This window comes from Clostridium tetani, assembly GCF_900167265.1.
Taxonomy (GTDB): domain Bacteria; phylum Bacillota; class Clostridia; order Clostridiales; family Clostridiaceae; genus Clostridium_G; species Clostridium_G tetani.
On the sequence record NZ_FUWT01000005.1, the window covers coordinates 62,549 to 75,280 of the forward strand.

Consider the following 12,732-nt stretch of genomic DNA (forward strand, 5'->3'; position numbering starts at 1 on the left):
CCCGATTTTAAGGGGGAGAAAATTAATGAATAATAATTCAGTAAAAGCAAGTGGCAAGGCTTTAATCCCGTTTTTAGTGTTTGTTGCTATTTATCTTGGTAGTGGAATTATATTACAAGCACAAGGTGTTGAAATGGCTTTTTATCAGTTACCTGCTCCGGTAGCTATATTCTGTGGAATAATTAGTGCATTTTTTATATTAAAAGGTACTATAAATGAAAAATTCGATGCCCTTATAGAAGGTTGTGGAAACAAAGACATAATAATAATGTGTACAATCTATCTATTAGCTGGTGGATTTGCTGCTGTATCTAAAGCTATGGGAGGGGTAGATTCTACTGTAAATTTAGGATTAACTTTTATTCCACCCCAATATATAACTGTTGGATTGTTTGTAATAACAGCTTTTATTTCAATATCTACAGGAACTTCAGTAGGTTCCATAGTAGCTGTAGGTCCAATAGCTGTAGGACTTGCAGAAAAATCTGGCCTTGCTATGCCCCTTGTATTAGCAGCTGTAATGGGAGGAGCTATGTTTGGAGATAACTTATCTGTTATATCAGATACAACCATTGCGGCAACTAGAACCCAAGGTTGTGAAATGAAAGATAAGTTTAGAATAAATATTTTTATAGCCGCTCCTGCTGCGATTATTACAATAATACTTTTACTGATATTAGGAAGACCTGAAGTGGCACCATCTATTCAAACTTACGATTATAATGTAATAAAAGTTTTACCTTATTTATTTGTGTTAATATTGGCCCTTATAGGAATAAATGTTTTTGTAGTCTTAACGGGAGGCATAATTTTATCTGGAGCCATAGGATTATTTTATGAGGAATTTACGGTAATAACTTTTTCACAGGAGATATTTAATGGTTTCTCAGGAATGATAGATATTTTTCTTTTATCTATGTTTACAGGTGGACTTGCTCATATGATAACTAAGGCAGGAGGAATAGAATTTTTACTGCAAAGGATAAAAAGAAGAGTTAAGAGTAAAAAGTCTGCAGAACTTGGTATAGGTATATTAGCAGCTATCACAGATGCAGCTGTTGCTAATAATACAGTTGCTATTATAATAAATGGACCTATAGCTAAAGAAATGTGTAATGAATACAAAGTAGACCCTAGAAGAAGTGCAGCTATGTTAGATATTTTTTCTTGTATAATGCAAGGGATTATACCCTATGGAGCTCAAATGTTAATATTATTAAGCTTTACTAAGGGGGCAGTTACACCATTCCAATTAATACCTTTATTATGGTATCAACAATTATTAGGTGTATCAGCTATAGTTTCTATGTTTGTTCCATTTGCAGATGGATTAATAAAAAAAGAACCATGGAATTGGGATAATGAAGAAGTAATAGATGCTTAACTAATTGCAAAGGGGAGATAGTTAATGGATAAAAAACTAATGGAAATTAGATGGCATGGACGAGGAGGACAGGGTGCAAAAACCGCATCACTATTATTAGCTGAAGCTGCATTTAATGCTGGAATGTATATACAAGGTTTTCCAGAGTATGGTCCAGAGAGAATGGGAGCACCTATAACAGCCTACAATAGGATTTCTAATTTCCCTCTAAGAGTTCATAGCAATATTTATGAACCAGATTATGTAGTTGTAGTAGATGAAACTTTACTTAAAACAGGAGTATGTACAAAAGGTCTAAAAAAAGAAGGAGGAATTATTGTAAATACTAAAAAAACTCCTAATGAAATAAGAAAAGAGCTAGATGGATATGAAGGAAAAGTATATACAATAAATGCAAGAAAGATATCAGAAGAAGCTCTAGGAGCATATTTTCCTAACACACCTATGCTAGGGGCAATAGTAAGGGTAACAAATATTATAGATATAGATAAATTTATTGGGGACATGGAAGGATCTTTTAAACATAAATTTGAAAGTAAGCCTCATTTCATACCTAAGAATATGGAAGCGTTAAAAAGAGGTATTCAGGAGGTGAATGGAATTGAGTAATAAAATGAATGTAAACTCTAAAACACCTTGGACTGAAGTACCTAGAGGTGGAATTATATATGCAGGAGGAAATGCAGTAGAGTTTAATACCGGAGACTGGCGTGTAATGAAGCCAATTTGGTATGAAGATAAATGTAAGCATTGTATGTTTTGTTGGGCAGTATGTCCTGATATGTCAATTATAGTGGAGAATGAGAAAGTTATAGGTTTTGATTATGATCATTGTAAAGGTTGTGGTGTCTGTGTAGATCAATGTAACTTTAATGCATTAGAATTAGTAGAGGAAGAATAGGAGGTATTTATAGACATGTTAAAGGATAATCAGATAAGAAAGAGTTTAAGTGGTAATGAAGCAGTAGCTATAGCTATGAAACAAATAGAGCCTGATGTGGTAGCAGCGTTTCCAATAACTCCATCCACAGAAGTACCTCAATATTTTTCTACCTTTGTAGCTGAAGGAAAATGTAATACTGAGTTTGTACCTGTAGAATCAGAACATAGTGCTATGAGTGCATGTGTAGGGGCATCATCAGCAGGGGCGAGAGTAATGACGGCTACATCCTCAAATGGGTTAGGATTAATGTGGGAAATGCTTCATATAGCAGCAGGAGACAGATGTCCTATAATTCTTGCCCTAGTAAATAGAGCTATGTCACCACCACTTAATATACACAATGATCACTCAGATTCCATGGGTGCTAGAGATGCTGGATGGATACAGATATATTCTGAAAATACTCAAGAAGCTTATGATAACTTTATACAAATTGTTAAAGTTGCAGAGAATGAGAAGGTTATGGTACCAGCAATGGTTTGTTATGATGGGTTTATAACTAGCCATGCTGTTGAGAATGTAACTTTACTAGAAGATTCAGCAGTTAAAGAATTTGTTGGAGAAAACAAAAGAGTCAATGATGGACTGCTAGGGGAAGATAGTATGGCAGTTGGACCAATGGTTTTAACAGATTTCTACATGGAAATGAAGAGAAGTCAGCTACAAGGACTATTAAATGCAAAGGAAGTTTTACTTGAAGTAAGTAAAGAATATGAAAAGTTAACAGGTAGAAAGTATGGTTTATTTGAAGAATATAAACTTTCAGATGCAGATATAGCCATGGTTATTATAGGATCTTCTGCAGGAACTGGTAAAAAGGTTGTAGATGATCTTAGAGAAAAAGGTATTAAAGCAGGGCTACTAAAAATAAGGTTATATAGACCTTTCCCAGGAAAGGAAATTGCTAAAGCTTTAAAGAATGTAAAAGCTTTAGCAGTAATGGACAAGGCTGAGGGATTATCTGGAAATGGGGGTCCTATTTTTACAGATGTATCAGCAGCAATATATGGAGAGTTAAAAGATGCTATTTTAATGAGTTATATATATGGTTTAGGTGGAAGAGATGTTAGAGTTGAGGATTTAGAAAAAGTGTTTATGGAGCTAAAGGAAGCTATGGAAACAGGAAATTATGATAAATATAACTATTTATCTTTAAGAGAGTAGGAGGGACACATATGGCAACATTAAAAGAATTAACACATATACCAGATAGAATAACTAGTGGACATAGAATGTGTGCAGGCTGTGGGGCACCTATGGTAGTAAAGTGGGTTATGAAAGCTGTAAAACCAGAAAATAAAGTAGTAGTATCTAATGCTACAGGATGTTTAGAAGTTTCAACTACTTTATATCCTTACTCTGCATGGAAGGATTCCTTTATTCATACAGCCTTTGAAAATGCAGCGGCAACAATGAGTGGAGTAGAAGCTGCTTATAAGAATTTAAAAGGTAAGGGCAAAGTAAAAGATAATTATAAATTTATAGCCTTTGGTGGAGATGGAGGAACTTATGATATAGGATTTCAGTCTTTATCTGGTGCTATGGAACGAGGACATGATATGCTTTATGTTTGTTATGATAATGGAGCATATATGAATACGGGAATACAAAGATCATCAGCAACGCCAGCGGGAGCAGACACTACAACAAGTCCAAAGGGAAAACAATCTTCTGGTAAAACTCAATTTAGTAAAGATTTAACTATGATAATGGCATCGCATAATATACCCTATGTAGCTCAGACAGTTCCTGTAATACCTGGCACTAAATATACTCTAGATCTTTACAATAAATCAAATAGAGCCATAAATGAAATTAAAGGAGCTAAGTTTATAAATGTTATAGCACCATGTCCAAGGGGATGGAGATGTGATACTGCAACGGAATTGGAAGCAATAAAACTGGCAGTTGAAACTTGCTATTGGCCATTATACGAAGTTATTAATGGAGAGTTTAAATTAAGCTATAAACCAAAAAATAAATTACCTATAGAAGAATGGCTTAAAGTTCAAGGCAGATTCTCTCATTTACTTAAATCAGAAGAGGGAAGAGGAAAAATTGAAGAAATCCAAAAAGAAATAGATAGAAGATGGGAAAAATTATTATTTCTTTGTGAAGAAAAATAAACAGTAAAAGTAATGAAAAAGGTTGTATTTTACAGCCTTTTTATTTTTATGAAAAAAATTAGTTGCAAATTAAGGTAAGTATAACTAAAATATATAAAGAGAAAAATTGACTTGAAAGGTGGACCCACTAAATGTAAATAAAGGGGGATAACTATGGATAATAAAACAATATTAGTAGCCTTAGGAGGAAATGCTATATTGCAACCAGGACAATTTGCATCCTATGAAAATCAATTAAATAATGTTAAAACTAGTTGTAGGGTATTAGCAAGGCTTATAAAAAAAGGATATAGGCTAATAATTACTCATGGTAATGGACCACAGGTAGGAAATATAATAAGGCAAAATGAAGAAGCATCATCAGTAGTACCACCAATGCCTATGGATGTATGTAGTGCTGAAAGTCAAGGATTTATTGGATATATGATACAGCAATCTATGATGAATGAACTTGTAAATCTAGGGCTAGAGATACCTGTAGTTACATTTGTAACTAGGGTAGAGGTATATGAAAAAGATAGTGCTTTTAAAAATCCAACTAAACCAATAGGTATGTTTTATAGTGAAGAGCAGGCAAAGAAGCTAATGGAAGAAAAACAATGGATATTAAAACCAGATGCTAATAGAGGATGGAGAAGAGTAGTTCCTTCCCCTAAACCTATAAATATAGTTGAAACAAAATCTATAAGGAAACTTATAGACGAAGGAAATATAGTTATAGCTTGTGGTGGTGGAGGAATACCTGTTATGAGATGTGAAGATAATACATATAAGGGAGTAGAAGCAGTAATAGATAAAGATAGAAGTGGTTGTAAATTAGCTCAGCAAGCAGAGGCAGATATGTTTATAATATTAACAGATGTAGAAAATGCATGTATAAATTACGGAAAAGAAAATCAAAAATCATTGGGAAAAGTTAAAATAGAAGAATTAGAACAGTATATTGAAAAAGGTGAGTTTAGCAAAGGAAGTATGCTTCCAAAAGTTGAATCTGCTGTAGAATTTGTAAAAAGAACAAATGGAATTTCAATTATATGTGCACTAGATAAAGCTGAATTAGCAATAGAAGGGAAAGCAGGAACTATAATTAGAAAAGCTTAGAAATTTAATATGTTTTTAAAGAAAAGATTAAATCTATTTAGTTGTTAGTTGGATTTAATCTTTTTTATAGAATAAAATAATGTGGATAATATAGATAAGTAGGGGATAAGATCATGAATGATATAAATTATATGTTAGAAAATCAGAAGAAATATTTTAATGAGAGAAAAACAAGGGATTTAAAATTTAGATTAAATAAATTAAGATTATTAAAAAATGCTATAAAAACACGAGAAGAAGATATTATGGAAGCATTAAAGAAAGATTTGAATAAACCATATTTCGAATCCTATGAAACAGAAATTGCTATGGTAATAGACGAGTTAAACTATACAATAAAAAATTTACCTAAGTGGATAAAAACAAAAAGAATAAAAAGCTCTATACTTAGTTTTCCTTCTAAAGGATATATATATTCAGAACCTTATGGTGTAGTTCTTATTATGTCGCCTTGGAATTATCCTTTTCAATTATCAATTATGCCTTTAATAGGAGCTATTGCAGCAGGAAATTGTTGTATAGTAAAGCCGTCAGAATATTCCACTAATACTTCAAGAATAGTAGAAGATATAGTAAAAGAAGTGTTTTTATCCTGCCATGTATGTGTAATTGAGGGAGATAAGGATATTAGTAAAGAAATACTGAGAAAAAAATTTGATTATATATTTTTTACTGGTAGTGAAGAAGTAGGTAAAATAGTTATGAAAGCAGCAGCAGAAAATTTAACTCCTTTGACACTAGAATTAGGCGGCAAAAGTCCTTGTATTATAGATAGTGAATGTAATTTAAGTCTATCAGCTAAAAGGGTTGTTTGGGGGAAGTTTTTAAATGCAGGCCAAACTTGTGTAGCTCCAGATTATGTACTTGTGCATAAAAGTATAAAAGAAAAATTTATAAATGAAATGAGAAGATATATAAATATTTTCTATAAAGGAGAATCTAAAGATTTTCCAAGGATAATAAATAAGTTTCATTTTCAAAGGTTAATTAATTTATTATCTTCTGATGGAAATATAGAAATAGGTGGTCAATATAATAAAGATACATTGCAATTATATCCAACTATAATAAATAATATAGATTGGGAAAGCAACATTATGAAAGAAGAGATATTTGGTCCTATATTACCTATAATTGAATATGATAGCATAGATGAAGTAATAGATAAAATAAATAGTAGGGCTAAACCATTAGCACTATATTATTTTTCTAGCAACAAAGAAAATCAGAAAAAATTACTAGAGCGTACTTCTTTTGGTGGTGGATGTATAAATGATACCATAATGCATTTGACAAGTCCCTATATGCCTTTTGGAGGTGTAGGATCAAGTGGAATGGGGTCATACCACGGATACAAGAGTTTTGAAACTTTTAGTCATAAAAAAAGTATATTGAAAAGATCTACTAAATTAGATATAAATCTCAGATATCCTCCCTATGGGGAAAATATTAAAGTTTTAAAAAAAATAATTAAATAATGTCTAAGATATTTTAATATCTTAGACGTCATAATAATTAAAGCAATACACAATAATCTACATATTTTTTAGCTACTTCTTTAAAACCATTTTTTTTGAGACAATCAGTTGTAACACCAAACACTGCATAACTAGAAATGATTTCTTCATTAATAGATAAAAGTACATTTATAATACATTTAATTAATAAATTCAAATCAGATTCGTTTAGATTTACGTTTATTTCATTAGAAGCATTTATTATACTATTCTTCAATTTACTAGTGTCAAACTTTTCTTTAGTGCCGTCTTTTTTTAATATATACATATGAATCCTCCTTTAAAATATGTTTATATAGTATTCTATCATAAAATGTATAGGTAGTGTATAGATAGATATATTATTGGGATAAATATATAATATTGCTGAATTTTAAGAAAATATTAAGATTAGATTTATATAATTGTAACGTTTATATATTATTATTAAAATATAAATAATAATATGTGAAGGTGATGTTAAATGTTAAAGAAAGTTTCTAATATTGTGCTACTAATAATATTAGTAACTATGTTAGGTATGACGGTTCCTAAAATAATAGCGAATAGTTTTCCTGCCATAAGCCAAGAAAGTATGATAAAATAATAATAGTGTGAACTTTAAATCTAATCATAAGTAAAATTGTACTTATGATTTTTTTATTATTTCAATTATTTAGGAAGTGATACTTTTGAAAGATAGAGTAACTGTAGATAAGAAAAATATAATAAATAAGATTATAGAAGATGAAGTGCCAGCCTTAGCATCGCAGTTATCTTATAGTTTGCTATTATCATTTTTTCCTTTTTTAATTTTTTTAATGACATTACTAGGATTTAGCTCTATAGATAATGAGTATGTTTTATTGGAGCTAAAGACAATGTTACCAGATAGTGCTTATGAATTAGTATATAATACAGTTATAGAGATTTTAGGTACGAGAGATAGTAACTTATTATCTTTTAGTATTATTTTTACAGTTTGGACATCATCTACTGGATTTAGAGCGGTTATTAAGGGAATAAACAAAGCTTATGATGAAAAAGAGAAGAGATCTTTACCAAAAGTATTTTTAATATCTATATTAAGTACTTTAAGCTTGGGATTTTTAATAATATTGACAGTACTTTTTTTAGTATTTGGTCAACTAATTGGTTTATATTTAGTACAAAAACTGAAAATGGGTAGTTTATTTTATTTAACATGGAATATTATTAGATATATAATAATATTATCTTCTTTAGTTGTAATTTTTGCATTAATGTATAAGTTTATTCCCAGCAGGAAATTAAGGTGGAGAGAAGTTATGCCAGGGGCTATATTTGCTACAGTTGGATGGCTTTTCTCTTCATTCATTTTTTCCTATTATGTAAATAATTTTGCAAATTATTCTAGGATATATGGAAGTATTGGAGCAGTTATAATTCTCATGGTTTGGTTATACTTAACTTCTATTATTATAATTCTAGGTGGAGAGTTAAATGCATTCATATCTATTCATGAAAGTATTAAAATAAGGGCTAGAGAATAGCCCTTATTTTAATGCATTCTATTTTATTATATCATTTATAGAAGTTTTATTTTTAATTTGTTCAACTAATTTACCTGATGAAGATATATCACCTAATAAAGTAGCACCTACCAATATATCTTTTTCAAAGAATAATTTTTTGTATGTTCCATTTTTAGGATCTTCATAAGCTACATTGACCATATTATCATCACAATTACCACAAGTAAACATTTTAGTGTTCATAGCTCTAAAGATAATTGCTGAAACAAAATCTTTAAAGTTCAAATTATCTCCAGAGGCATTAGCACCAGCGACTTTACCCATCTGCACTGCGGCAGGCCAGTTACCATAGTTCTTTCCATTGAACTCAGCTACATCGCCACAAGCATAAATATCATCAATATTTGTTTCCATTTTTTCATTTACTATGACAGCCTTATCGGTTTTCAATCCGCAGTTTTCTGCTAACTCTTTGTTAGATCTTATACCAATAGAAAATAAAACCATATCAGTTTTTATTTCTTTACCACTTTTTAGTTTAATAGATTCTACTGAATTATCTCCTAAAATTTCTACAAGAGAATCACCTAATATTATGTCTACATTGGATTGTTTTATAGAGTCCTGAAACAGTTTTCCAGCTTTTTCATCTAGCTGACGTGGAAGTAATCTATCAAAGAACTCTATAACCGAAACATCTAGTCCTATGTTTCTTAATTCCCAAGCAGCTTCCAGTCCTAGTAATCCGCCACCAATAACTGTTGCATGTTTAATTTTTTTAGCATAATCTTTAATGTTTTCAGAATCTTCTAAACCCCTTAAAGTAAATACTCCTTTTTTATCTTTACCTTCAATGGGTGGAATAAAATTGTATCCACCATTAGCCAATATTAATTTGTCGTAATTCAATGTTTTACCATTAGATAACAGAACTTTTTTATCTACAGGATTAATATTATTAACAGCAGTATTTAAAATAAGATTTATATTTTTTTCTTCAAACCAATTTTCCTTTGATAAATAAAAATTAGATGGTAGCTTCTCTTTATTTAAATATTCTGAAAGTAAAGGTCTGTAATAACTATATGTCTTCTCTTTAGATATCATAGTAATATTACAGTTTTTGTTTCTATTTCTTACAGAATCTGCAGCATAGAAGCCTGCAGCTCCATTTCCTATAATTACAAAATTTAATTTTGAATCATCTGCAAAATCATTTCTAGCTACTAGTACTTCTTCAAAATTATCAGAAGAAGCTCCACATACAGGACAAGGATTAGGTGGTACATCACCATCAAATATAACACCACAAACTAAGCATTTCCATTTTTTATACATAGCAACACCTCAAATATAAAAAATTTATTAGTTAATGATAAGTATATAGTAATAATATATGTATATCAACTTTTTAAAGGTTATTCATTGTTTATTTTTACCTATCCACTAAATAAAAATTTTGTTTTACAAAATTTTTATTTTACGTGTTGCCTGTACAGTTATAATGTGATAAAATAAACTTTGAATTTAATAAGGATTCTTATCAAGAGAGGCGGAGGGACTGGCCCTATGAAACCCGGCAACCAAAAATAATAATTTTAAGGTGCCAATTCCAGCAGGTGAAACCTGACAGATAAGACGTAGAGGAATATAAACTTCTTGCTTTTATCTGCAAGAAGTTTTTTTATAATTAAAGTTGGGAGGATATAAATATATGAAAAGTAAATTACAAGGTAATGCTATGGCATTATTGCCATTATTAGTGTTCATATTATTGTATACTAGCATGGCTATTATTGCTAAGGATTTCTATTCAATATCAGTAATAGTACCATTCTTGATTTCTGCTATTATAGCTGTTGGAATGAATAGAAAGGAAACTTTAAGTAAAAAGATAGAAGTCTTTTGTAAGGGTGCAGGTAATAGTGAAATAATTTTAATGTGTGTAATATTCATTTTAGCAGGAGCTTTTGCTGAAGTAGCTAAGGATATGGGAGCAGTTGAATCAACTGTAAATTTAGGATTAAATATTTTACCTAGTAATATATTGATATCCGGAATATTTATAATAGCTTGTTTTATAGCTTTATCTATAGGAACATCTGTAGGAACTATAGTTGCACTTTCTCCTATGGCAGTAGGTATTGCAGATAAGACAAATATATCTGTAGCTTTAGTCCTTGGGGCAGTTGTAGGTGGAGCTATGTTTGGGGATAATCTTTCTATGATATCGGATACAACTATAGCGGCTACAAGAACTCAAGGATGTGAGCTTAAGGATAAATTCAAGGCTAACTTTTTCATAGTTTTACCTGCAGCTATTATAACAGCAATTATTTTTGCTCTAATTACAGGGGGAACTCATGGTGTATTAGGACAAAGCTATGATTATAATATAATTAAGGTATTACCATATCTATTAGTGCTAATTGCAGCGTTGGCCGGGGTTAATGTATTACTAATACTAGCAGGTGGATTATTTTTTTCTTCTACAATAGGATTAGCTTACGGGGCATTTGACATAGTTGGATTATGTAAATCTATATCAAATGGAATTAGTGGAATGTCAGAATTAATTATAGTTTCTTTAATTATAGCTGGTGTTGTAGAACTTATAAAATTTAATGGAGGAATAGATTTTCTATTAAGCTTTATAAGAGGGAAAGTTAAAAGTAAAAAAGGAGCGGAATTTAGCATAGCAATACTTGTTACTATAGTTGATATATGTACTGCTAATAATACTATAGCTATTGTAACTGCGGGACCTTTAGCTAAAGATATATCAAAGGAATACAATATAGAGCCTCAAAAATCAGCAAGTTTACTTGATACATTCTCTTGTTTTTCTCAGGGAGTTATACCCTATGGAGCGCAATTATTGGCAGCTTCTACTTTAGCTGGTGTATCACCCTTTTCAATTATGAAATATTTGTATTATCCTTATTTAATGGTTATATTCGCCTTGCTATCTATAATATTAGGATTACCTAGATTTAAAACTATGAATCTAAAACTATAAAAAGTTATTAAATTATTGTATTGAATTTAGGTTATATACCTTATTATAATATAACTTGGAGTATTATAAATAAAATAAAACTAATTAAGGAGAAAATTAATGGAGTTATTAAAAGTATTTTTAATGTCAGCAGTACCTATAGTTGAACAAAGAGGAGCTATACCTATGGGGATATTTATGTACAATATAAATCCCGTATTAGTGTGTATAGTAAGTTTTTTAGGAAGTCTTTTACCAGTGCCATTTATACTATTGCTTTTTAACAGCATCTTTAAATGGATGAAAAAGTACAAAATATTTGATCCATTAAATAATATTATTGAAAATAAGATCAGAAAAAATACTGGCAAACTAGAAAAATATAAAGAAATTGGACTAATTATCTTTGTTGGAATTCCACTACCAACAACAGGACTGTGGACAGGAAGTGCTGTAGCAGCTTTTATGGGATTAGATTTTAAAAAATCATTTCTATGTGCTGTGGTAGGGGGATTGATTTCTGCTATAGTTATCACAGGAGCATGCATAATTTTCCCAGCCTTTATTCCTCATTAAAAATAATGTTATATAGAACTTTTACCAAAGAATTTTTTAATTCGACAGAGGGATTGTAATTAAATAGAAGTTATTTTCACAACTAGTAAATATGTTTAAGCTTTATAAACCATTTAAGTATTTAATGTCATAATATCAATATAAAATAAAAAGACCAATTATCATGAAGTGACAAGTTTTTTTAAGGAATAATGTTAATATGATATTAAAGTTAGTATTTGGGGGGGAGTAACATGGTAGTTGTGGAAAGTTTAAATAAGGTTTGTAGAGAAGGTGAATTAGAGCACAATTACTCTTACAGAATGACAAAAGGAAAGATATCCTTAAGTGGATATGAGAACCCTATAGAATTGCAATCATACGGAATAGAAATTGAAAGACAAGATATAGTTAAAGGTGATATAATAAATATAGAAAGAGATTTTGTGAAGGATATAAGTTGTCAAAGGTATAAAGTACATAAACTATTAAGATTATTATATGATAATTCTGTATCTCCAATTCATCTAATAGACATAATAGGAGAATATATAGATAAATATATAGAGGACTTTGATAATCAACTAAAAGAGATTGCTATCAATTAGAAGAGGT

The 12,732-nt window shown here is 30.2% G+C and carries 14 protein-coding genes and 1 riboswitch; of the genes, 12 read left to right on the forward strand and 2 right to left on the reverse strand.

What is annotated here, in order from left to right; translation table 11 throughout:
* The first annotated feature begins 25 nt into the window (after positions 1–25).
* The 7 genes from B5D21_RS05090 to B5D21_RS05120 all read left to right on the forward strand — a co-directional run bounded on the left by B5D21_RS05090 (position 26) and on the right by B5D21_RS05120 (position 7,032).
* Positions 26–1,384: a Na+/H+ antiporter NhaC family protein gene (locus B5D21_RS05090; RefSeq protein WP_011100650.1), complete on the forward strand. Its 1,359-nt coding sequence runs from the start codon at positions 26–28 to the stop codon at positions 1,382–1,384.
* A gap of 24 nt (positions 1,385–1,408) precedes the next feature.
* Entirely contained in the window at positions 1,409–1,993 is a 585-nt protein-coding gene (locus B5D21_RS05095) for a 2-oxoacid:acceptor oxidoreductase family protein (protein WP_011100649.1), read from the forward strand.
* Positions 1,980–2,285 carry a 4Fe-4S binding protein gene (locus B5D21_RS05100; RefSeq protein WP_011100648.1) on the forward strand — a complete coding sequence of 102 codons (306 nt, stop codon included), beginning with the start codon at positions 1,980–1,982 and terminating at the stop codon, positions 2,283–2,285. The genes B5D21_RS05095 and B5D21_RS05100 overlap by 14 nt, the downstream gene beginning before the upstream one ends.
* Positions 2,286–2,300: 15 nt before the next feature.
* A complete protein-coding gene (gene porA, locus B5D21_RS05105; RefSeq protein WP_035111582.1) occupies positions 2,301–3,491 on the forward strand; it encodes a pyruvate ferredoxin oxidoreductase in 1,191 nt (396 codons plus the stop codon).
* An 11-nt stretch (positions 3,492–3,502) separates the two neighbouring features.
* Positions 3,503–4,453: a thiamine pyrophosphate-dependent enzyme gene (locus B5D21_RS05110; protein WP_011100646.1), complete on the forward strand. Its 951-nt coding sequence runs from the start codon at positions 3,503–3,505 to the stop codon at positions 4,451–4,453.
* Between the two features lie 153 nt (positions 4,454–4,606).
* Complete coding sequence (gene arcC / locus B5D21_RS05115; RefSeq protein WP_011100645.1) at positions 4,607–5,554, forward strand: carbamate kinase; 948 nt, start codon at positions 4,607–4,609, stop codon at positions 5,552–5,554.
* A 113-nt stretch (positions 5,555–5,667) separates the two neighbouring features.
* Positions 5,668–7,032 carry an aldehyde dehydrogenase gene (locus B5D21_RS05120; RefSeq protein ID WP_011100644.1) on the forward strand — a complete coding sequence of 455 codons (1,365 nt, stop codon included), beginning with the start codon at positions 5,668–5,670 and terminating at the stop codon, positions 7,030–7,032.
* Between the two features lie 37 nt (positions 7,033–7,069).
* On the opposite strand, the gene B5D21_RS05125 is transcribed toward B5D21_RS05120, so the two are convergent.
* Positions 7,070–7,339 (reverse strand): ATP cone domain-containing protein, encoded by a 270-nt coding sequence (locus B5D21_RS05125; RefSeq protein ID WP_035111592.1) that lies wholly within the window; start codon positions 7,337–7,339, stop codon positions 7,070–7,072.
* Positions 7,340–7,534: 195 nt separating this feature from the next.
* Here B5D21_RS05125 and B5D21_RS14370 point away from each other — a divergent pair, with 195 nt between their 5' ends.
* Both B5D21_RS14370 and B5D21_RS05130 read left to right on the forward strand, forming a co-directional pair.
* Entirely contained in the window at positions 7,535–7,657 is a 123-nt protein-coding gene (locus B5D21_RS14370; RefSeq protein ID WP_274542151.1) for a hypothetical protein, read from the forward strand.
* Between the two features lie 76 nt (positions 7,658–7,733).
* The gene (locus B5D21_RS05130; protein WP_011100643.1) at positions 7,734–8,582 is read left to right on the forward strand and encodes a YihY/virulence factor BrkB family protein; all 849 of its coding nucleotides are present in this window, start codon (positions 7,734–7,736) and stop codon (positions 8,580–8,582) included.
* Positions 8,583–8,600: 18 nt separating this feature from the next.
* Here the strand turns inward: B5D21_RS05130 and B5D21_RS05135 are convergent, their stop codons facing one another.
* Entirely contained in the window at positions 8,601–9,902 is a 1,302-nt protein-coding gene (locus B5D21_RS05135; protein ID WP_011100642.1) for an FAD-dependent oxidoreductase, read from the reverse strand.
* 199 nt (positions 9,903–10,101) lie between these two features.
* Positions 10,102–10,204: riboswitch (SAM riboswitch) on the forward strand.
* A gap of 74 nt (positions 10,205–10,278) precedes the next feature.
* Here B5D21_RS05135 and B5D21_RS05140 point away from each other — a divergent pair.
* From B5D21_RS05140 to B5D21_RS05150, 3 genes are all read left to right on the forward strand, one after another.
* The gene (locus B5D21_RS05140; RefSeq protein ID WP_035111598.1) at positions 10,279–11,583 is read left to right on the forward strand and encodes a Na+/H+ antiporter NhaC family protein; all 1,305 of its coding nucleotides are present in this window, start codon (positions 10,279–10,281) and stop codon (positions 11,581–11,583) included.
* Between the two features lie 99 nt (positions 11,584–11,682).
* A complete protein-coding gene (locus B5D21_RS05145) occupies positions 11,683–12,138 on the forward strand; it encodes a COG2426 family protein (protein ID WP_011100640.1) in 456 nt (151 codons plus the stop codon).
* Between the two features lie 233 nt (positions 12,139–12,371).
* Positions 12,372–12,725, forward strand: a complete 354-nt coding sequence (locus B5D21_RS05150; RefSeq protein WP_035111603.1) for a DUF6514 family protein — start codon at positions 12,372–12,374, stop codon at positions 12,723–12,725.
* The last annotated feature ends 7 nt before the right edge of the window (positions 12,726–12,732 follow it).

Coding starts and splice junctions, on each gene's coding strand:
- B5D21_RS05140 (WP_035111598.1), top strand. CDS start 10,279: ATGAAAAGTAAATTACAAGGTAATGCTATGGCATTATTGCCATTATTA.
- B5D21_RS05095 (WP_011100649.1), top strand. CDS start 1,409: ATGGATAAAAAACTAATGGAAATTAGATGGCATGGACGAGGAGGACAG.
- B5D21_RS05125 (WP_035111592.1), bottom strand. CDS start 7,339: ATGTATATATTAAAAAAAGACGGCACTAAAGAAAAGTTTGACACTAGT.
- B5D21_RS05090 (WP_011100650.1), top strand. CDS start 26: ATGAATAATAATTCAGTAAAAGCAAGTGGCAAGGCTTTAATCCCGTTT.
- B5D21_RS05145 (WP_011100640.1), top strand. CDS start 11,683: ATGGAGTTATTAAAAGTATTTTTAATGTCAGCAGTACCTATAGTTGAA.
- B5D21_RS05100 (WP_011100648.1), top strand. CDS start 1,980: ATGGAATTGAGTAATAAAATGAATGTAAACTCTAAAACACCTTGGACT.
- B5D21_RS05150 (WP_035111603.1), top strand. CDS start 12,372: ATGGTAGTTGTGGAAAGTTTAAATAAGGTTTGTAGAGAAGGTGAATTA.
- B5D21_RS14370 (WP_274542151.1), top strand. CDS start 7,535: ATGTTAAAGAAAGTTTCTAATATTGTGCTACTAATAATATTAGTAACT.
- B5D21_RS05135 (WP_011100642.1), bottom strand. CDS start 9,902: ATGTATAAAAAATGGAAATGCTTAGTTTGTGGTGTTATATTTGATGGT.
- arcC (WP_011100645.1), top strand. CDS start 4,607: ATGGATAATAAAACAATATTAGTAGCCTTAGGAGGAAATGCTATATTG.
- B5D21_RS05120 (WP_011100644.1), top strand. CDS start 5,668: ATGAATGATATAAATTATATGTTAGAAAATCAGAAGAAATATTTTAAT.
- B5D21_RS05110 (WP_011100646.1), top strand. CDS start 3,503: ATGGCAACATTAAAAGAATTAACACATATACCAGATAGAATAACTAGT.
- porA (WP_035111582.1), top strand. CDS start 2,301: ATGTTAAAGGATAATCAGATAAGAAAGAGTTTAAGTGGTAATGAAGCA.